Origin of the sequence: Bacillus halotolerans (assembly GCF_001517105.1) — a bacterium.
In the GTDB taxonomy this organism is placed as follows: domain Bacteria; phylum Bacillota; class Bacilli; order Bacillales; family Bacillaceae; genus Bacillus; species Bacillus halotolerans.
Genome location: NZ_LPVF01000011.1, coordinates 19,167 through 39,631, shown reverse-complemented (window position 1 = coordinate 39,631; position 20,465 = coordinate 19,167). Strand labels below are relative to the sequence as shown.

Genomic DNA, 20,465 nt, shown 5'->3' with positions numbered 1-20,465 from the left:
AAGTTCAATTTGAAATGACAATATAAATAACGAACATTAGTCAATTAAAAATCGATTTTGTTCGTAATAAACAAAAAAAACCATCTTCTCGGCATAATTGCCAAAGAAAATGGTTTTCTCTATTTTTACTTATTCCCACTCAATCGTCGCAGGCGGCTTACTTGTAATATCGTACACCACGCGGTTGATATGCTTTACTTCATTTACGATACGTGTAGAAATCACTTCAAGCACATCCCATGGGATACGCGCCCAGTCAGATGTCATGCCGTCGATTGATGTAACGGCGCGGATTCCGATTGTGTAATCATATGTTCTCGCGTCACCCATAACACCAACGCTGCGGATGTCCGGAAGAACAGTGAAGTATTGCCAGATATCACGCTCTAAACCATGATTAGCAACTTCTTCACGGAGAATCGCATCTGATTCACGAACGATTTCCAGTTTTTCTTCTGTTACTTCGCCAAGAACGCGGATGCCGAGTCCCGGTCCTGGGAAAGGCTGGCGCCATACGATATCATCAGGAATGCCGAGCTCTGTGCCAAGCGCGCGCACTTCATCTTTGAAAAGCGTGTTTAACGGTTCGATCAGTTCAAACTGCATGTCTTCAGGAAGCCCGCCGACATTGTGGTGAGATTTGATCGTTTGCGCCGTTGCAGTACCGCTCTCGATGATATCTGTGTAAAGCGTTCCTTGTGCAAGGTAGTCGATGCCTTTAAGCTTGTCCGCTTCATCATCGAAAACGTAAATGAATTCATTACCGATGATTTTACGTTTTTGCTCAGGATCAGAAACGCCTTTTAGTTTATTTAAGAATCTATCTTGCGCGTCTACTTTAATGACGTTCATGTTAAAGCCTTCGCTGAATGTTTTCATAACGCCTTCAGCCTCGCCTTTACGGAGCAGGCCATGGTCTACAAAGATACAAGTCAGCTGGTCGCCGATCGCTTTATGAATCAAAACAGCAACAACAGAAGAATCAACGCCGCCGCTAAGCGCGCAAAGAACCTGTTTGTCTCCGACCGTTTCACGGATTTTTTGCATTTCGATATCGATAAAGTTCTCCATTGACCATTTGCCTTCGCATTCGCAAACGCCGAATACAAAGTTTTTCAGAAGGTCATTGCCGTATTCAGAATGGCGCACTTCCGGGTGGAACTGAACGCCGTACCATTTTTTATCCGCTTTGCTCATTGCTGAGTTCGGGCAGTGATGGCTTGTCGCATCAACAGTGAAACCTTCAGGCACTTCTACAACCAAGTCACCGTGGCTCATCCAAACCACTTGTTCATTCGGAAGATCTTTGAACAAATCAGGTGTTCCTTCGATGTGGATGTTCGCTTTACCGTATTCACGCTGGCTGGCAGCTTCTACTTTTCCTCCAAGGTAATGAGTCATCAGCTGCATGCCGTAGCAAATTCCCAATACAGGAACATCTAATTCGAAGATTTTCTCGTCACAGCGGAAAGAGCCTTCATCATATACACTGTTCGGACCGCCGGATAAAATAATTCCTTTTGGATTCATTTCTTTAATTTCTTCAGCCGTCAATGTATGCGGATGCAGCTCACTGTATACACCAAATTCACGGATGCGGCGTGTAATCAGCTGATTGTACTGACTGCCGAAATCAAGGACAAGAATCATTTCATTCACTAACTTTGTCATGGTTGTCACCTAATCTCCTCTAAGTTTTTTGACACAGAAAAAAACGAGGACAGATATGAAACACGCTCCGCCCTCTTTGGCAAGGCCGTTTGCCGGAGTCAGGCAACTCGCTCCCAGACTCCGATAATATTCACTAATTCTAACAACACGTCGATAAGCGGTCAAGACCATCTTCTTTTAATTAAATTTTCCCATAACTCTCTGGAATCATTCCAAAGCTTTGCCGAATCGTCATTTCTGTACAGCGCCCGTTCATAGTTCGCTGTCAGCTTTAACATGTCTTCAGAATGATATGTTTCGTTGATTCGTTTTGCATACTCCCGCAGCGTTTCGCTGTCACGTTTAGGCAGGCCTCTTCTTTTCATCTGTTTCAGGAGCGCGCCGTATGCCTCAAAAAACACATGCTGATCACTGCGGTGCTTCAAATTTCTCACTGTGAAAACAGGAAGCCATAACGAACGGAAAACATAAAGCAAAACCGCTGTCAAAAGAACCGCAGCCATAGCGGCATACCAGCCTGCGCCAACGCTTGCATGCGCAGACGTTGTTTTTTTGGAAACGGCAGGCTCACGTTTATCCTTTTGTTTTTGCTCCTTCTCCGGCTGTGTTCTCTTTTCTTTCTGTTCCTCTTTTGCTTTCTCAGGCGAGCTGCTGCTTTCGCTGCCGGAATCCTTTGTATCGGAGGAAGCAAACTCAGCCGGATTTGTGAACCCTTTTGTCGGCTCAAAAGTGACCCATCCCTGCTCTGGAAAATACACCTCTACCCAGGAATGGGCGTTGTTATTTGTCACTTCATAGATGCTGCCGTTTTTGTTCCCCGCTTCTTTATATTCACCAGACGTATAACCTTTTACCCAGCGTGCCGGAATACCGGCCGAACGCAGGAGCACCACCATCGAGGACGAAAAGTTATCACAATAGCCCATCTTTGTTTCAAACAGAAATTGATCCACATAATCTTCATCATCTTTAGGGATGGTGACGTTTTCTGTTTCATAAGTGAACTCGTTTGACCCTAAATAGTCCTCAACAGCTTTGACCTTATCAAACATATTATCGTGATCCTGAGTCAGCTTGATCGCTAGCGTTCTCACCCGCTCAGGCAGAGTATCCGGCAGCTGCATATAGCGGTCGCTGAAGGTGTACTCCTCACTGTTTTGTCTCACTTTCACCTTTTTCAGCTCATCCTGTTTATAGACCGGGGAGTTGTACGTCACTGTATAACTGCCCATGTTCCGAATATCACCGTTCTGCTCACTGATCGGAGAAATTTGTTCAGTGTTCCCGTTCATTTCAAGCGAGACAGCCTGCTTTGGCTTAATATTTTGCACACCAATCGGATACATTACATGGTTATATCCGTAACGCTCATCGACCTTCACGCGTACAGTGTACCGCTCTGTGGAAACCTTATGATCAAACCACAGATTTTCAACGTTGCCTCCGCTAAGCTGATACGACATGCCCGTGTCTGTTTCAATCCAGCCTTTTCCCGTATACGTATCCTTTGTTTCCACGCGGAAATATGTGCGCTCTTTTCCCTGCCACGTGAAAACAGGGCTAGCGTCCTGCTGAAACGGACCGCCAAGCGATTCATCGTGATTCCCGTATCCGATTTTGCTTTCTCCTGCCGGCACACGATCATGATTGGTGACTTTTTTGAGAAAAGGAACGGGATCCGGCCAATTCGGATCTGATTTCGGCGCGGCAAGCCCAAATCCCACCGCGGCCAAAATCAGCACAGACAGGGGGAGAAACCATTTCAGAACAGCCGCTTTCGGTAACGTTATTCGTTCCATCAGCTTAATGCGTTCCAAATACAGAAGGCCCAGCATAAAGAAGCCAATCAGCACGATACGGATAACAGCGTAAGCGGCGTCATAAGGCGTAAATGTATCAAGAATCGTAATATACGCCACTGTCATCATAAAGAAAAATAAGATCCTCCTCTGGTAAATCACCCAGTAATGAAGGAGATAGACCAGCAGCCACAGCAGCACAAAAAACAGCAGGGTCCGAAAAGAAGGAATCATATTATTCCATTGTCCTGTCTGAATAAACGTGATATTCAAATAGACATCCTGTAAAAAAGAGCTGACCCAGCTTAAGTCAAAAATAGACCCTTCGTAAAACAGAATGTGTATCGAAATGAATGTAAATAAGACACAAAAAGGAACGGTGACAAACCACCTCATCCTGAAAAAAGTCAGCAGAAACGTCAAGCCGATAAAGACAATAAAAAAGCCTGTATGCTTCGTGTCTGTAAAATGGTCCAGCGGCCTGAGCCACTCCCACAGCAATAAAAAAGCCAGAAAATAAAATAACAGCAAGCTCAGACGGCTTCCCTTCTGGTCATCAAGCGGCATGTACACCGTCACCTCTCTTTCTAAACAACACGCGAAGCTCGGCCGCCTCTCATGATTTGAACCCTGATTTGGTGTTTCAGCATGCGTTCGATCATCATATGCTCACCTTGGGAAAGATCGGCGTCTTTCTCTTTTGCCAGTATAATGGTAACCGGACCGATCCCTGCTTCTGACGTCTTCACCAAATCCTCCGTAATCCGTCCCGTGACAATCACTTTATCAGCCTGGCGAACAGACGGCTTCCCAAGCTCCTCACCCGCAAAACGGCTTACGCGGTCAGCAGCATCGCAATCACAAACGGCTAAGTGATGGAGCATGTGTTTAAAATGCCGCTCTCCCTCCTGAATCGGAAAAATGGACCTTTCCTTTCCTACTGAAGCCAGACCTGCTCCTGCGCCATTTTTCAAAACAGAATGAAGAATCGAAGCTGTCACGGAAACGACCTCTTCGAATGCGTCAGAGCTAAAACGGTCCATCAGAAGAAACAGGTTTTTGTTTCTCGACGGTTCAAATTCCTTCGTCATCAGCTGGCTCCGTCTCGCTGAAGTCTTCCAGTCTAACGCCGCAAAACGGTCTCCCGGCTGATAGTTCCTTACACTCGCCGCGACAGAAGAATGGTGCTGATGAACAGGTGATGCCCCGCTTACGCCATCTTCCTGATATCGCTCATTCAGCTGATACTGAAGAGGCTGAAAGAAAGGGTAAACAAACACCGCATCGTCTGCCTCATAAAACGACGTTTTTTCAATCAGTCCGAGGACATCCCCGGTCCGCACCCTGATGGCATGAAAATGATGCTCTCCACGCGGTACCGGCGTTATTTGATATGACATCGTGATGCTCCGTTTGAACCATGGGAACACCAGCTGTTTGGCCAAAGCTTCATCTCCGTTTAATGGCTCTAGCCCTGACGGCAGACAATCTTCAATCACCATATACATCAGGGGAAACGGCAGTTTTCTTTTAAGCGTAACCGAAGCTTCCAGCCTGTCTCCCGCATGTAATTGCGTTTTGACGATATGCCGCGACACCTGAAAGGAGCGGAGCGGGTACATCGCCAGCAGACCGGCGTATACAACAAAAGGGAGAAATGAATAAAACAAAAACCAGCTGACAAAGCCGCCCTGAAACATTGCATAAGAGAAAACAGCACCCGTCAATAACGTTAATACGAGCAGTTTCCACCCGTACATCAACCATTGAAATTTCTTTTTCATCAGCGGACCGACGACCTTTGAACCGGAACTTTCACGCCAGACATGATCTCCCGTATGATTGTTTCTGCATGGATCCCTTCAAATTTTGCTTCAGGCTGCAGGAGCATCCGGTGCGGCAGCGTATAAGGGGCAAGATATTGAATATCATCCGGAATGACATAATCGCGGTCATGAAGCAGCGCAAATGCCTGGGCCGCTTTCATGAGAGCGATGGATCCGCGCGGACTGACGCCTAAGTGAACAGAGGCATGCTGTCTCGTCTTTTGCACGATTTCGACAATATATTCCTTCATGCTGTCATCAGCACGGACATCCTGCACTTCTCTCTGCAGGCGGATAAAATCTTCTCTTGAAATTACAGGCTCAAGTGTCTCAATCGGATGGCTTTTTTCCTGAAGAGATAAGACATCCAATTCCTCTTCAAAGGACGGATAGCCCATGCGAAGTTTAAATAAAAAACGGTCAAGCTGGGCTTCCGGCAAAGGATATGTCCCTTCATATTCCACAGGGTTTTGCGTTGCCATAACAAAAAATGGAGCAGCAAGCGGCATTGTGTTGCCATCTACCGTGACGCTTCCCTCTTCCATCGCTTCAAGCAAGGCAGACTGTGTCTTAGGGGATGTTCGGTTGATTTCGTCAGCCAGCACGATATTCCCCATAATCGGGCCCGGCCGGTATTCGAACTCCATTGTTTTCGCATTATAAATAGAAACACCCGTTACATCGGAGGGCAGCAAATCCGGCGTGAATTGAATTCGTTTAAAATCAGCGCCGATCGATTTCGCCAGAGCGCGAACCATCATCGTTTTCCCTACGCCCGGCACATCCTCAAGCAGCACATGTCCTTTGGCAAGAATAGCTGCTAAGCTGAGTTTTGCGATGTCCCGTTTTCCAACCATTACTTTATCGATATGTTCAACTGCTTTTCCCAGCAAAGGATGCAGGTCTTCTTGGTATGACATTCTCTTCCTCCTAGTCATCTACAAAAATCATCATATAGTAACCTAACTTTACCACAAAAAACGACCTGTATAAAAAAACGATTCTAGCAAATTACTGCCAATACATACAGGGCAATCAAACAAAAAAAGCCTCCCATGACAGGAAGCTCTCATTACCCAGTTATTTGTTTTGCAAAGGCTCCATATGAACATGCGAATAATCAATCGCATGCTCCTCCTTCATTCTCCGCTCAATTTCATTCGCAATATCATGGCTTTCTGTAATATTTAATTCTGATGACACTTCAATCACTACATCTACGTGCACAGAGCTGCCCAAATATCTCGCCTTGATGTCTTTTAACCGGCTGACACCGGAGATTTTTTCGATCGTCTGTTTATAATCGGACATGTCCTTTACGTCAAAGCCATCAGTCAATGAATGCGATGATTCCTTAAAAATATCCCATGCCGTTTTGCAAATGAGAAGGCCGATGACAAACGCAGTCACCGTATCAATCCATGCAAGATGGAATTGCGCGGCCAAAATACCGATAAACGTGCCGACACTGACGAATGCGTCCGATTTATTATCAGCCGCTGCCGCAAGCAGCGCTTGGCTGTTCACCTTTTTGGCAAGCCTTTTGTTGTACTGATAGACAATCAGCATCATGACTGCCCCGCCTGCAGCCGTCCAAGCCGCAATCATATCCGGTGTTTCTTCTTTCACAGAAAAAATAGATTCACCGGCGCTGAAAAGCACTTGCAGGCCGACAACCATCATAATAAACGATGCGATAAGTGATGCAATTGTTTCCGCCCGAAAGTGTCCGTATGGATGATCTTCGTCAGGAGGCTTTTGAGAGATGCGGAGACCGATCAGCACAGCAACAGAAGCAATAATGTCTGTTGTGTTATTTAGCCCGTCTGCCGTAAGAGCTTCCGAGTGAAATACATAACCGATGATCAGCTTAATCGCGGACAGCACAAGATACGCGGCAATACTGACCAGCGCCCCGGATTCTCCCTTTTTCAGTTCATCATATCTCTCCATAAAAAACCTCCTCTCCGCTCATGTTTTCTATCATTATGATACAAAGCTGAACCGCAGTGGGTCTATAGAAACATGATTCACTCACCACAGAAAAATAGTGACGATAGAACATTTTTTACTCAAGGCAACTTAGTTTCATTTGTAAAAATTGTTTCAAATCCACTGATACCAATACTTCTAGCCATCGAACACTTTTTCAAACATATAACAAATCAAAAAAACGGGTAATTGACGGAAAATTTTTTCTTTTATTTCGAACATATTCACTCCAAAAACAGCAAACAAAACCCTACAAATTTGAAATAAACTGTTATATTTTCTGACATAAATTTTCGACAAAATGTATATTTATGTTACAGTTTCAATTATCATAATATTCAGTAATAACTTTAATTTTCAAGGAGGTAACATATGAACCAGTCTCAATCAGGATTAAAAAAAGAATTAAAGACCCGACATATGACGATGATTTCTATCGCCGGCGTCATCGGAGCCGGATTATTTGTTGGCAGCGGTTCAGTGATTCACTCTACCGGGCCCGGTGCCATTGTCTCTTATGCATTAGCCGGATTATTGGTCATCTTTATCATGCGAATGCTTGGTGAAATGTCGGCTGTAAACCCGACAAGCGGATCATTCTCCCAATACGCTCATGACGCTATCGGACCGTGGGCAGGATTTGCAATCGGCTGGCTCTACTGGTTTTTCTGGGTTATTGTTATCGCTATTGAAGCAATCGCGGGAGCAGGCATTATCCAATACTGGTTCCACGATATTCCGCTTTGGATGACGAGCTTAATTTTGACGATTTTACTCACACTGACAAACATCTACTCTGTTAAATCATTTGGTGAGTTTGAATATTGGTTCTCCCTCATTAAAGTTGTTACAATCATCGCATTCTTAATCGTTGGTTTTGCATTTATTTTTGGCTTCGCCCCAGGCAGTGATCCAGTCGGTTTCGCAAATATCACGGGCCAAGGCGGATTTTTCCCGGAAGGCATAGGCTCTGTATTGCTCGGAATTGTTGTCGTGATCTTCTCCTTTATGGGAACGGAAATTGTTGCGATTGCTGCCGGTGAAACATCAAACCCGGTCCAATCTGTAACCAAAGCGACCCGATCCGTTGTATGGCGCATCATTGTCTTTTACGTTGGTTCAATCGCCGTTGTCGTTGCGCTTCTGCCTTGGAACTCAGCGAATATTTTAGAAAGCCCTTTCGTCGCTGTTCTCGAACATATTGGAGTGCCGGCAGCCGCGCAAATTATGAACTTTATCGTCCTCACAGCTGTACTTTCTTGCCTGAATTCAGGTTTGTACACCACATCCAGAATGCTGTATTCACTTGCAGAAAGAAACGAAGCGCCGCGCCGCTTTATGAAACTGAGCAAAAAAGGGGTTCCCGTACAAGCAATTGTGGCCGGAACATTTTTCTCTTATATCGCGGTCGTAATGAATTACTTTTCACCTGACACCGTCTTTTTATTTTTAGTCAACTCATCAGGCGCAATCGCCCTGCTCGTTTATCTTGTTATCGCTGTTTCCCAGCTGAGAATGCGAAAAAGCCTCGAAAAAACAAACCCGGAAGCATTGAAAATCAAGATGTGGTTCTTCCCGTTCTTAACCTACCTGACCATTATTGTCATCTGCGGTATTTTAGTATCCATGGCATTTATTGAATCTATGAGAGATGAACTGCTGCTGACAGGCGTTATCACAGGCATTGTATTGCTTTCTTATCTTGTGTTCAGAAAACGCAAGGTGACTGAAAAAGCATCAGCCAAACCGGTCACTCAGCAGCAGCCCGATATCCTGCCTTAACGGCAGGATTTTTTTGTCACCTTCACGTCCTTAATGTCATTAACTATAGTACCAATTAGGGAATATTTAGATAAGGACAGATGAAAATGACACTTGAAAAATTTGCGGATGCTCTCCCAATCCCAGATACACTAAAGCCGGTACAGCAGTCAAAAGAAAGCACATACTACGAAGTAACCATGGAGGAATGCTATCATCAGCTTCACCGCGATCTCCCTCCAACCCGTCTGTGGGGCTATAACGGTTTATTCCCCGGTCCCACCATTAAGGCCAAAAGAAATGAAAACGTTTATGTGAAGTGGATGAATAACCTACCTTCAGAGCACTTTCTCCCGATTGATCACACCATTCATCACAGTGACAGCCAGCATGCCGAACCCGAAGTAAAAACCGTCGTTCATTTACACGGCGGCGTCACTCCAGATGACAGCGACGGTTATCCTGAGGCCTGGTTTTCTAAAGACTTTGAACAAACAGGTCCTTATTTTAAACGAGAGGTTTACCATTATCCGAATCAGCAGCGCGGAGCTATTTTATGGTATCACGATCATGCCATGGCGCTCACGAGGCTGAATGTGTATGCCGGGCTCATCGGTGCTTATATCATCCATGAACCAAAGGAAAAACGCCTGAAGCTCCCATCAGGTGAATACGATGTGCCGCTTTTGATCACAGACCGTACGATTAATGCTGATGGCTCTTTATTTTATCCGAGCGGACCGGAAAACCCTTCACCGTCACTGCCTAATCCGTCAATCGTTCCAGCCTTTTGCGGAGATACAATTCTCGTCAACGGGAAGGTATGGCCATACATGGAGGTCGAACCGAGAAAATACCGTTTCCGCGTCATCAATGCCTCTAATACGAGAACATATAACCTGTCACTTGATAATGGCGGAGAATTTATCCAGATCGGTTCTGATGGCGGACTTTTGCCGCGCTCCGTCAAGCTAAACTCCTTCAGCATTGCGCCGGCTGAACGCTTTGATATTCTCATTGACTTCGCCGCGTTTGAAGGAGAATCGATCATTTTAGCAAACAGCGAGGGCTGCGGCGGTGACGTTAATCCAGAAACAGACGCAAACATCATGCAATTCAGAGTCACAAAACCGTTAGCCCAAAAAGACGAGAGCAGAAAACCAAAATACCTGGCATCTTACCCTTCGGTACAGCACGAAAGAATACAAAACCTCCGAACATTGAAGCTGGCGGGCACTCAAGACCAATACGGCAGACCCGTCCTTCTTCTTAACAACAAACGCTGGCACGATCCTGTCACTGAAGCACCGAAAGCCGGTTCTACCGAAATATGGTCGATCATCAATCCGACTCGCGGAACACATCCTATCCATCTTCATTTGGTCTCCTTCCGTGTATTGGACCGGCGCCCATTTGATACAGCCCGTTTTGAAGAGCGCGGAGAACTGGCCTACACCGGACCCGCCGTTCCGCCGCCACCAAGTGAAAAAGGCTGGAAAGACACAGTTCAGTCCCACGCCGGTGAAGTCCTGAGAATCGCCGTAACATTCGGGCCATACACTGGGCGGTACGTTTGGCATTGCCACATTCTTGAGCATGAAGACTATGACATGATGAGACCGATGGATATAATTGACCCCCATAAATAAGTCCCATAGAACTTGCCTGCTGCAGGCAGGTTTTTTTATCTATGAAACTTTTTTCTTCCATAGATCGTATAACTTAGAAACAGCGAAGAAAGGAGCGGCTTTTTATGCTGACAAACGATCTCAAAGATAAAACAAATCAATACATTTCAATTTATGACGAATTAAAATCAAAATTAAGGTGGAAAGTTGCTCATAATCAGATATTAATGCTCATCTCCTCTGCATATATTGTAAATAAAAGAGATTTTAATTTTCAGCGCTTTTATGATTTAAGCAGCTATATAAAATCAAACATCGGCAGCTTCTCAACACTCAATTCTCACCACCGCTTTACTGTCGCTTCAATTCTGGATATTCATTTTCAGCATGAGGCGAAGCAAGCGTTTCTTCCTTTAAATCGATGTATACAGCCAAATGGTGAAGCTTGGATATAAACGGGATATTTTCACGTACCTTTCCGCTCTGATCATGCTCACCGGCAAGACCGAAACGATAAACCAAAGAGAACAGATGAACATGGGGCTCTCTGTTTATCAGCAGATGAAGAAAAATCACTATTTCCTCACCTCAACTCAAAATGTTCCGCTTGCCATATTGCTTGCCCAAAACGGAAATGGTTTGCGGGCGCTGAACAAGGCAGAAACATGCTATCAGCTGCTGTCCGCTAACGGCTTTAAAAAAGGCCAATACTTACAACACGTCAGCCATATTCTTGCCCTGCAAAGTGAAAAAGACCCTGAAACCCTTGTTTCCCAATGCAAACTGATCTTTCAATCCATTACTGAATCTCATAAAAAGCCAAAAGATTTTCATTATCCCGATCTCGCCCTTCTCACATTCTTGGAAGAGCCGGACATCAAAACCGTTCTAGGCATCACTCATGAGCTGAACCAAGAAAAAGCATTTAAAAGGGAAAAGGATATGAACTTCAAAATTGCTGTCAGCTTATATCTCAGCGAGTATATGGAGAAAAATCTGCTGATGGAATCAGGCCTTTACACAGCAATTGAAACGGCCATCCAAGCACAGCAGGCAGCCGCAACAGCTGTGATCATCAGTTCATCAGCCATTCATTCACATGACGGAAACTAAAGGAGGAGAAAACATGCCATATATCACATTAGAAGATCAGACCCGCCTATACTACGAAACTCACGGGAGCGGGACACCGATCCTATTTATACACGGCGTGCTTATGAGCGGACAATTTTTCCACAAACAACTTTCAGCGCTATCTGCCAATTATCAATGTATTCGTCTTGATCTTAGAGGGCACGGCGAATCCGACAAAGTTCTTCATGGACACACCATTTCCCAATACGCCCGTGATATCAAGGAATTTATGTGTGCGATGGAGCTTGATCCTGCCGTCCTTGTTGGCTGGTCAATGGGCGCTTTCGTGGTATGGGATTATATCAATCAATTTGGGAATGATAACATACGAGCCTCTGTTATCGTCGATCAATCGGCTTCCGACTACCAATGGGACGGCTGGGGACATGGCCCGTTTGACTTTGACGGCTTGAAAACAGCGATGCACGCTATTCAAACTGAGCCGCTTCCATTCTACAAAAGCTTCATCAATAATATGTTCGCAGAGCCGCCAGCATCAACAGAAACAGAATGGATGCTTGCCGAAATTTTGAAACAGCCGGCAGCCATTTCAAGCACGATTTTATTTAATCAAACGGCAGCTGATTATCGCGAGACCATGCAAAACGTTCATGTTCCGACATTGTTATGCTTCGGAGAAGACCGCAAATTTTTCTCAATAGAAGCCGGAGAACACCTGCGTGAACATATTCCAAACGCAAAGCTCGTTACATTTTCTAAGAGCAGCCATTGTCCGTTTTTAGAAGAACCGGATGCTTTTAACAGCACGCTTCTGTCCTTTTTAGATGAGCAGATTGGAAAGTCATAAAGAAAAAGGAATTAGGAGATTAGGGCAAAGTATGAGACAATAAGAAATGTGCAGTAAAATACATGAGGGAAGAAGTGACTTTATGTCTTACTATAACAAACGAAATCAAGAACCGCTGCCAAAGGAAGATGTGAGTACTTGGGAATGCACAAAAGAAGACTGCAACGGCTGGACCAGAAAAAACTTCGCCAGCAGTGACACGCCATTGTGCCCTTTGTGCGGAAGTAAAATGGTCGACGGCACCCGTTCATTAGTGAATCTCCAAAACAACAGCCAAACGAAAACAAGTTAGATCTTCCCTTTTTTAAAAGCAGTCTCTATCAGCAAACAATCCTCGATCAGAGATACAAATTTTATATCCAATAGCACGGCCTCTCGATTTGACGAGAGGCCGAGATAATGAAGCCCAAAACTGTAAACGTTTCGGGCTTTTTCACTGTTCGTTATGGTATAATATGGATATGAGGGGTGATGTTGTGATCAAAAACCAACAGCAGGCTGACCTGAAGAAACGGACTTCAGTCAAAAAGTTGAACTTGGCTATAAACTCATGTGCGGAACTTATGAATTGGTCCATACCGATCATTCGTTTCTTTAAATGGCTCGGATCATTTGCCCTGCACCTCGTCCATTAAAAAAATCACTCAGCATTTGCTGAGTGATTTTTTCAGTTGATGACGGAAAAGCTGTTGATGATGCCATTCGGATTTTCCCATACTTTTTTGAACGTCTTCGTATCAAGGTCATAAGAATAAATTGTCCGAACCTTGGCTTCACGCCCAGTTTCGTCCTTCAGCTTTTTAGCCCCTTTGGCTTCGGCAAGGAAATAAATCTTCTTTCCGTCCTTGGAGAACTGCGGCTGCGCGTCAATTAACAGCTTAAATGTTTTCTGATTTGAAATGATTTTTTTATAGGTTTTCGTGTCTGCATTCAGCATTTGAATAGTAGCCGTTTGCTCCGTGCCTTTTTGTGTATATGACGTAAACAGAATACGTTTATCGTCATCAGAAACAGCAATATCACTGATAAACTGCTCCAGGCTCTTAAGCTCATGAAGGCCGCTTTCATGACCGGCCGAAAAGTGAATCTTTGTCGGCTCAGGATCGATTCCCTTCTCATTGGCTTCATCCGTTTTTTTGTAATCTTCTTCTACAGAATAATGAAGCAATGCAAATGAATCTATTTTTTGGTTATAGAAGAAGCTGCTGACGCTGTCATCCTGGTCATTAGCGGCAGGATACAGGTTTTTGTACTTCTTCGTTTTCAAATCAAAGGATGCGATACGAAAATTGCTTTCGTCCGCTTTCCCTAAACGAAAATAGATTTTTGAGCGATCCTTTGATAAAAACAAGCTGTCCGCGCTTTCCGGACCTTTATAAAGCATAGTTTTCTTATCAGACTTAAGATCAAGCTTAAAAAGCCTCATCTCATTTTGATCGTTATTGCTTGTATAATAGAGCGCCTGCTGCTCTTGATCCAAGGCAAATGCCGGATAGCTGGTCAGCTTCGCCTCGTGGATCACCTTATCATTTTCATAATACTTCGTCAGAAGATCGGTACCGGTAATCGAAACCAGAAGCTTCTCACTGTTCTCCGTGTTCACGGAAACATCGGCGGCACTCTCACTGCCTTTATCTTTAAAAGAATAAAACATAAAACCCGCAGCTGCCGTCAAAACAACGACGATTGCCAATAAAACGATTCCTTTTTTCATCTCTTATCTCCACCAATAGAAAAAGCAAGAATGCGACTTCTTGCTTTACAGATTTAAACTATGTATTAATAGCTGTAATGTCCCGCTACTTTTCCTTTGCTTAATGGATATCCCAGCGCTTTAAACGCTTTAGGGCTTACATCCAGCACTGCATGAGGCATTCTGCCAACATCATTTTTATAAACCGTAATCACCTTTTTAGGCTTCGCTTTAGCATAAGCTCTGATTTTTGTCCCATTTCTAGGTACGTCAAATCCGATCTTTGTCGCACAGTCCCAATGTCCAAGTTTTTTACCTGAAGAGCCTTTTTTCCCAACTCCGTTATACCAAGTAATATTTCCGTTCACATGTTTTGCACTGGCATCTGCCGAAAAACTGAAAGCTCCCAAAGTACTTCCTACTAAGATAAAAGCGGCTAAAATGACTTTCTTCAACATTTCGTCCCCCTGTTTGTTAACATCTAGGAAAAATTATACACGATCAACCAGGGATTTTTTATTTCAATATCCTTACAGTAATGTTACAAAGTCGAAAAAATCCCCTCTGCTAAAATAAACCATGGAAGATTATCCTATTATAATTACAGCATTAGCGTTATAATTGTTGATAGAGTAGTTGTCGCATTCAATATGAACGAACCATTACCGTATTGTTCAAGCCAAATTCATAGTTATGTAAACCAATCATACTCTCTCATCATAAAGAAAAAAGAGTGTGCAAGACTCTTTTTTCTTCAAAGTTTCTTATTTCAAAAAACGTAGATTATATTATATATAAGTTTTATCTTTTTTTGGTTTTAAAAAATGGCGATTTTGTGAACAGTTCATATTGATCGGTGCGGAATTACTCATATCAAAAGATATAGGAGTGGTAATCCATGAAGGCAGCTAGATGGCATAACCAAAAGGATATCCGTATTGAAAATATTGAAGAGCCAAAAGCGGAACCGGGAAAAGTCAAGATCAAAGTCAAATGGTGCGGCATCTGCGGCAGTGATTTACACGAGTATTTAGGAGGCCCGATCTTTATCCCGGTGGACAAACCCCATCCTTTAACAAAAGAAACAGCACCTGTCACAATGGGGCATGAATTCTCCGGTGAAGTTGTTGAAGTCGGGGAAGGCGTTGAAAACTATAAAGTCGGAGACCGAGTCGTTGTGGAACCGATTTTTGCAACACACGGACATCAGGGTGCGTACAACCTTGATGAACAAATGGGATTCCTCGGCTTAGCCGGAGGCGGCGGCGGATTCTCAGAATACGTTTCTGTAGATGAAGAGCTGCTATTCAAACTTCCTGAGGAATTATCATATGAGCAGGGCGCACTCGTTGAACCTTCTGCGGTCGCTTTATACGCTGTCCGCTCAAGCAAAATCAAAGCCGGTGACAAAGCGGCTGTATTCGGCTGCGGCCCGATCGGACTTCTTGTTATTGAAGCGCTGAAAGCTGCCGGTGCTACTGATATTTATGCTGTTGAGCTCTCACCTGAGCGCCAGCAAAAAGCTGAGGAGCTCGGCGCCATTATCGTGGATCCGTCCAAAACAGACGATGTAGTGGCACATATCACAGACCTTACAGGAGGCGGCGTTGACGTAGCCTTTGAAGTAACCGGGGTTCCAGTCGTTTTACGCCAAGCGATCCAATCTACAACAATTGCCGGTGAGACAGTGATCGTCAGCATCTGGGAAAAAGGCGCTGAAATTCATCCGAACGATATCGTAATCAAAGAGCGTACAGTGAAAGGAATCATCGGGTACCGTGACGTATTCCCAGCTGTATTGTCATTAATGAAAGAAGGCTATTTCTCAGCCGATAAACTCGTTACGAAAAAGATCGTCTTAGACGATTTAATCGAAGAAGGCTTCGGAGCTCTGATCAAAGAGAAAAACCAAGTGAAAATCCTTGTCAGACCAAACTAAACATACAAAAAAAGAATCCGCATTCAAGTGCGGATTCTTTTTATTCCACTTAGCCAATCACTTCAGCGCCAGCCTTTTCTTTCGCCTCACTGCGATCATGAACACGGAAGCTTTCCTCAAGCTGCTCAAGCGAAAGACCTTTTGTTTCCGGTAAAAACTTGTTCACAAACAGAATCGAGCAAATCCCCAGCGCAACGAAGATGAAGAACGTTGTTGATAACCCAATGCCTGCCATCAAAATAGGGAAAGTCAGACTGACTGCGAAATTGACCATCCACAAGCAGAATACCGTAACACCCATTCCCAGACCGCGAAGGCGCAGCGGGAAAATTTCTGAAAGCATCAGCCATGTCACTGGTGAAATCGCACCCTGCTGAAACGCCAGGAACGAAACCGTTAATGACAAAACCACATATGGAAGCGCAGGCGATCCTTCCAGCACAAGTGAAAATATCCCGATCAGCAGCAATGCCGTTGTTGTTCCGAGCAGCCCTGTAATCAGCATCGGCCGGCGACCGACTTTACCGAGCAGCCAAATTCCGACGAACGTAGCCATGACGGAGATCACACCATTGGCAATATTCCCGATCAGCGCTGCTTCCGTTTGGAATCCGGAATCTCTTAAAATTTCAGTGCCGTAATACATGATGGAGTTTACACCCGTAATTTGCTGTACAATCGCAATTCCGATTCCTATAAATACAATCCGGCGCACCCATGGCACTGCAAGATCTTTAAACGTAGCTTTCTCAAGTTTATCCTCTCTTTTGAAAGCGGATTCAATTTCAGACAGCTCAGAAGCAGCGCGTTTTTCGTCCCTGATTTTCTTCAAAACCCCTAAAGCATCTTCATTCCTTCCTTTTGAAACAAGCCAGCGAGGACTCTCAGGCATTCTGATCATTCCAAAGAACAGGAATACGGCCGGAAGAGACGCTATCACGAGCATAAATCTCCATACATTGGAGCTGTCTCCCATTGTCGTCCCGAGGATGGCATTAAAAACAAAGGCCAATAGCTGTCCGGATACAATCATTAATTCATTCTGGGTCACCATCCGTCCTCTGCTTTCCACAGGTGACATTTCCGCTAAATAAGCAGGCACCGTCACGGATGCGCCCCCGACGGCAATTCCAAGCACAAAACGGGAGATGATCATGATTGTTACGTTTGGAGCCAGTGTACACCCAATCGTTGAGATAAAAAATATAATGGCGAGGAAAAGAATATTTTTACGGCGTCCGTTAAAATCAGACATTCTTCCGCCAAGCACAGCTCCAAGTGCAGCTCCAAAAAGAAGAGAACTGGTGACGAGCCCCTCTGTGAAAGCATTGAGATTAAGCTGATCAGGCTCACCCATATATGGTAAAGCTCCATTTAATACCCCGGTATCATAACCGAAGAGAAGCCCGCCGAAAGTCGAAACTAAAATAATTGTGCGTAAAAATGACATTTGACTGCCTTTTGTATCCATACCGTTTCCCCCAGTCTTTTTCAAAATCGATCACTGCGTATTTCAAAAACGTATTCTAGGGCTGCCGCCTTCCTCAAATGCCGTGAGCAGGCCGCAGAAAAAAGTTCAAAATGTCTTTTTTCACTGGCTTCATAACCTTCCCTTCTTTTCAGCATGTGTTGAAGACAATTAACTTGGAAGCGATTTCATTTATTACCAAACAACAATGGGTATATTTTTGATGTCCGACTAGATGAATTGTCATTTTATAATCACTTTGTAGTGTTGTTATAGTAATATCATAGTGATATATTTGTCACTTCTGATATTTATCATAATTTCAAAAACGCTTTCAGTCAATATAAATTTCTGAAAATTTCTTATCTTTATACCAGCAAAATGACCAATTCAAGGGGAAATTGAACTTTTTTCATGCCGGAAATGTGGAATCAGTATGTATTATCTGTGAATTTCTGTTTCATTTCTGTCTTCATCAAAATGAGTAAGTGTTGGGTAACTTCACCTATACAAATCTTCTCTGCATGATTCGCTTCTCAAACATTCAAATGATTGTTTCAGATTCAAGACAAAAGGAAATAGAAGAGGAAAATAAAGATGGCTAAATGGCTGGCTCTAATTGAATAAGAGGAGGCAATAAAATTGAATGAGATGTATATCATTGCAGGAATTTTATTGTTGGCAGCGGGGATGATTGATTTTATATGGACAACATTATGGCTTGAGAGCGGAGCCGGTCCGATCACAAGATGTTTATCTGCATGGCTGTGGAAAGGCTTCCGTAAGATCAGCGGAGATCACGCAAAGGTTCTCAGTACGGCAGGGCCGCTGCTGTTATGCATGACATTATTGGTGTGGATCGGTTTATTTTGGAGCGGCTGGACGTTTATCTTCTCAAGTGATCCTCACTCTCTCGTAGTTACTCAAAGTAAAGAACCAGCCTCCTGGTCAGACCGGGCTTATTTTTCTGGATATGTGATGTTTACATTAGGAAATGGCGACCTTACACCGAACGGAGCCTTTTGGAAGCTTGTTACAGTCGGTGCTACAGCTGAAGGTCTGCTCACGATTACTTTTTCTGTCACGTACTTGATTTCTGTCTTGAGTGCGGTTAATCAAAAGCGCTCATTCGCCCAGAGTGTACTGAGTCTTGGGCATAACGGAACAGCGATTGTCCAAACTGCGTGGAACGGGAGACATTTTCATGACATAGATTTGCTTCTCGTCACATTTTCTTCAGAGCTGGGAAAGCTGACCGCTCAGCATAACGCCTTCCCCATTCTTCATTTTTACCATAGCACACAGCGCGAGGAATCTTCCGTCATTGCAGTCACTGTATTGGATGAAGCGTTAACCATTTTGACATATGGCATTCCAGAGCAGTACCTTCCGAATCAGCTGCACATAAAAGAAGCGCGCTCAAGTGTCAAAAACTACTTAGACACCGTTCATACAGCATATATCCATCCGGCTGAACAAGAACCGCCGGGCCCAGCCTCTTGAAGCTAAGGGATTGCGGCATCCCAACCCTATCGGAGCAAACATTTCGAACAGCGGTCAAATCTTTAAAAAAACGGCGGCAATTGCTTTTGGGCATTGTTCAAGCGGGTGCGCGTAAGTGGCCTGCACAAGAGTAAGGGGTAAAAAAGAGGATGCCTCCCAAAAGTCCAAAAGACTTTTAAGAAACATCCTCTATTTTTATTACAAAGATAAAGAAGCTTCAATCTCTTCCATACGCGGCAGCGCATCAATCGCTCCAATTTTGGTGCAGACAAGAGCGCCCACCTTATTGGCAAAAGACACGATATCACGCAGCTGCTCAAAATCAGTTTCTACCGATTGAATCTTATCTGTATCTGCTAACTTGAACAAAGCCGCTCCGACAAAAGCGTCTCCCGTTCCTGTAGAATCAATCGAAGTGACAGGAATACTCGGAATGATTTCATGTTCCTTGCCATTAGACAGCAATGTTCCGTTTTTCCCAAGGGTCACGGCAACCATCTTGGCTCCGATACCATGGAGGATATTGACGCCCTCTTCATGATCCTTCGCACCAGTGATGATCTCCAGCTCCTCGTCACTCACCTTAACAAAATCACTTAAAGCAATGGCTCTTTTTGCAGCACTAACAAACTCAGAGACTCTTCCCTTCCATAAATCCCCACGATAGTTAGGATCAAATGAAAGAAATTGCCCTTTATCCTTCGCAATGGACATAAGCCGTAAATAGGCTGTACAAAATGGATCAGATAACAATGCCGTCGCTGATCCAAAATGAAGGATTTTCGCTTGATTCAGTTTATCCTGATCGACATCTTCGATCGTAAACAGAGCATCCGCGCCTCTATTGAAAACAAAATCGCGCTCTCCATTATTCTTTAATGAAACAAAAGCAAGCGTTGTAGGTGCTTTCTCATCCATCACCAGCATAGAGGTATCAACATGAACAGCATCTAACGTTTGCTTCAGAAAATACCCAAAGGGATCTTTCCCTACTTTTCCTGCGAAAGCAGCGTCCCCTCCCAGCTTGGCAATCGCCGCTGACACATTTGCCGGGGCGCCGCCGGCACTTTTTAAAAATTGACGCCCTTTCTTTAAATCAACGTCCACATCGGTACAAAAGAAATCGATCAATAACTCCCCAATACAAACAACAGACTGACTTCGCATGTTATCACACTCTTTTTACATATTCTAGATTACAGTCTCAGTATATTACTTTCAGTCATAAATACAACCTTTTACA

Annotated in this window: 15 protein-coding genes and 2 pseudogenes; 8 read left to right on the top strand and 9 right to left on the bottom strand. The window is 44.2% G+C overall.

Annotated elements, in window-relative coordinates; translation table 11 throughout:
* Positions 1-129: 129 nt before the first annotated feature.
* The 5 genes from guaA to mneS all read right to left on the bottom strand — a co-directional run bounded on the left by guaA (position 130) and on the right by mneS (position 7,249).
* Positions 130-1,671: a glutamine-hydrolyzing GMP synthase gene (gene guaA, locus AU387_RS13970; RefSeq protein ID WP_044152794.1), complete on the bottom strand. Its 1,542-nt coding sequence runs from the start codon at positions 1,669-1,671 to the stop codon at positions 130-132.
* A gap of 161 nt (positions 1,672-1,832) precedes the next feature.
* On the bottom strand, positions 1,833-4,037 hold the full coding sequence (locus tag AU387_RS13965) for a DUF4129 domain-containing transglutaminase family protein (RefSeq protein ID WP_059335940.1): 2,205 nt from the start codon (positions 4,035-4,037) through the stop codon (positions 1,833-1,835).
* 20 nt (positions 4,038-4,057) lie between these two features.
* Positions 4,058-5,254: a DUF58 domain-containing protein gene (locus AU387_RS13960; protein ID WP_059293378.1), complete on the bottom strand. Its 1,197-nt coding sequence runs from the start codon at positions 5,252-5,254 to the stop codon at positions 4,058-4,060.
* Positions 5,254-6,216 (bottom strand): AAA family ATPase, encoded by a 963-nt coding sequence (locus AU387_RS13955; protein WP_059335939.1) that lies wholly within the window; start codon positions 6,214-6,216, stop codon positions 5,254-5,256. The genes AU387_RS13960 and AU387_RS13955 overlap by 1 nt, the downstream gene beginning before the upstream one ends.
* Positions 6,217-6,376: 160 nt before the next feature.
* A complete protein-coding gene (mneS, locus tag AU387_RS13950) occupies positions 6,377-7,249 on the bottom strand; it encodes a manganese transporter MneS (RefSeq protein WP_044152802.1) in 873 nt (290 codons plus the stop codon).
* A 411-nt stretch (positions 7,250-7,660) separates the two neighbouring features.
* Between mneS and gabP the strand changes: the two genes are divergently transcribed.
* The 6 genes and pseudogenes from gabP to AU387_RS21785 all read left to right on the top strand — a co-directional run bounded on the left by gabP (position 7,661) and on the right by AU387_RS21785 (position 13,254).
* Complete coding sequence (gene gabP, locus AU387_RS13945; protein WP_059335938.1) at positions 7,661-9,070, top strand: GABA permease; 1,410 nt, start codon at positions 7,661-7,663, stop codon at positions 9,068-9,070.
* Positions 9,071-9,156: 86 nt separating this feature from the next.
* On the top strand, positions 9,157-10,698 hold the full coding sequence (cotA, locus tag AU387_RS13940; RefSeq protein ID WP_059335937.1) for an outer spore coat copper-dependent laccase CotA: 1,542 nt from the start codon (positions 9,157-9,159) through the stop codon (positions 10,696-10,698).
* A 104-nt stretch (positions 10,699-10,802) separates the two neighbouring features.
* Positions 10,803-11,790, top strand: a pseudogene (locus AU387_RS13935) (DUF4003 family protein).
* Positions 11,791-11,803: 13 nt separating this feature from the next.
* A complete protein-coding gene (locus tag AU387_RS13930) occupies positions 11,804-12,619 on the top strand; it encodes an alpha/beta fold hydrolase (protein WP_059335936.1) in 816 nt (271 codons plus the stop codon).
* An 82-nt stretch (positions 12,620-12,701) separates the two neighbouring features.
* The gene (locus tag AU387_RS13925) at positions 12,702-12,911 is read left to right on the top strand and encodes a cold-shock protein (RefSeq protein WP_044152810.1); all 210 of its coding nucleotides are present in this window, start codon (positions 12,702-12,704) and stop codon (positions 12,909-12,911) included.
* 184 nt (positions 12,912-13,095) lie between these two features.
* Positions 13,096-13,254 carry a hypothetical protein gene (locus AU387_RS21785; protein WP_063623072.1) on the top strand — a complete coding sequence of 53 codons (159 nt, stop codon included), beginning with the start codon at positions 13,096-13,098 and terminating at the stop codon, positions 13,252-13,254.
* A gap of 32 nt (positions 13,255-13,286) precedes the next feature.
* Here AU387_RS21785 and AU387_RS13920 read toward each other — a convergent pair whose 3' ends face one another.
* Together AU387_RS13920 and walM are read right to left on the bottom strand one after the other, a co-directional pair.
* Positions 13,287-14,333, bottom strand: a complete 1,047-nt coding sequence (locus AU387_RS13920; RefSeq protein ID WP_059335935.1) for a PD40 domain-containing protein — start codon at positions 14,331-14,333, stop codon at positions 13,287-13,289.
* A gap of 65 nt (positions 14,334-14,398) precedes the next feature.
* Positions 14,399-14,770 carry a cell wall metabolism protein WalM gene (gene walM, locus AU387_RS13915; protein WP_081638245.1) on the bottom strand — a complete coding sequence of 124 codons (372 nt, stop codon included), beginning with the start codon at positions 14,768-14,770 and terminating at the stop codon, positions 14,399-14,401.
* Positions 14,771-15,210: 440 nt separating this feature from the next.
* Between walM and bdhA the strand changes: the two genes are divergently transcribed.
* Complete coding sequence (gene bdhA, locus AU387_RS13910; RefSeq protein WP_044152816.1) at positions 15,211-16,251, top strand: (R,R)-butanediol dehydrogenase; 1,041 nt, start codon at positions 15,211-15,213, stop codon at positions 16,249-16,251.
* A 49-nt stretch (positions 16,252-16,300) separates the two neighbouring features.
* Here the strand turns inward: bdhA and AU387_RS13905 are convergent, their stop codons facing one another.
* A complete protein-coding gene (locus AU387_RS13905) occupies positions 16,301-17,722 on the bottom strand; it encodes a sugar porter family MFS transporter (protein ID WP_059335934.1) in 1,422 nt (473 codons plus the stop codon).
* Positions 17,723-18,361: 639 nt separating this feature from the next.
* On the opposite strand from AU387_RS13905, the pseudogene AU387_RS13900 reads away from it, so the two are divergent.
* Positions 18,362-19,356 (top strand): annotated as a pseudogene (locus tag AU387_RS13900) (potassium channel family protein).
* A 64-nt stretch (positions 19,357-19,420) separates the two neighbouring features.
* On the opposite strand, the gene AU387_RS13895 reads toward AU387_RS13900, so the two are convergent.
* On the bottom strand, positions 19,421-20,389 hold the full coding sequence (locus AU387_RS13895; RefSeq protein ID WP_059335933.1) for a carbohydrate kinase family protein: 969 nt from the start codon (positions 20,387-20,389) through the stop codon (positions 19,421-19,423).
* Between the last annotated feature and the right edge of the window lie 76 nt (positions 20,390-20,465).

Bases quoted from the DNA above. Each gene is read 5' to 3' on its own strand.
- guaA (WP_044152794.1), bottom strand. From the start codon at position 1,671: ATGACAAAGTTAGTGAATGAAATGATTCTTGTCCTTGATTTCGGCAGT.
- AU387_RS13965 (WP_059335940.1), bottom strand. From the start codon at position 4,037: ATGCCGCTTGATGACCAGAAGGGAAGCCGTCTGAGCTTGCTGTTATTT.
- AU387_RS13960 (WP_059293378.1), bottom strand. From the start codon at position 5,254: ATGAAAAAGAAATTTCAATGGTTGATGTACGGGTGGAAACTGCTCGTA.
- AU387_RS13955 (WP_059335939.1), bottom strand. From the start codon at position 6,216: ATGTCATACCAAGAAGACCTGCATCCTTTGCTGGGAAAAGCAGTTGAA.
- mneS (WP_044152802.1), bottom strand. From the start codon at position 7,249: ATGGAGAGATATGATGAACTGAAAAAGGGAGAATCCGGGGCGCTGGTC.
- gabP (WP_059335938.1), top strand. From the start codon at position 7,661: ATGAACCAGTCTCAATCAGGATTAAAAAAAGAATTAAAGACCCGACAT.
- cotA (WP_059335937.1), top strand. From the start codon at position 9,157: ATGACACTTGAAAAATTTGCGGATGCTCTCCCAATCCCAGATACACTA.
- AU387_RS13930 (WP_059335936.1), top strand. From the start codon at position 11,804: ATGCCATATATCACATTAGAAGATCAGACCCGCCTATACTACGAAACT.
- AU387_RS13925 (WP_044152810.1), top strand. From the start codon at position 12,702: ATGTCTTACTATAACAAACGAAATCAAGAACCGCTGCCAAAGGAAGAT.
- AU387_RS13920 (WP_059335935.1), bottom strand. From the start codon at position 14,333: ATGAAAAAAGGAATCGTTTTATTGGCAATCGTCGTTGTTTTGACGGCA.
- walM (WP_081638245.1), bottom strand. From the start codon at position 14,770: ATGTTGAAGAAAGTCATTTTAGCCGCTTTTATCTTAGTAGGAAGTACT.
- bdhA (WP_044152816.1), top strand. From the start codon at position 15,211: ATGAAGGCAGCTAGATGGCATAACCAAAAGGATATCCGTATTGAAAAT.
- AU387_RS13905 (WP_059335934.1), bottom strand. From the start codon at position 17,722: ATGGATACAAAAGGCAGTCAAATGTCATTTTTACGCACAATTATTTTA.
- AU387_RS13895 (WP_059335933.1), bottom strand. From the start codon at position 20,389: ATGCGAAGTCAGTCTGTTGTTTGTATTGGGGAGTTATTGATCGATTTC.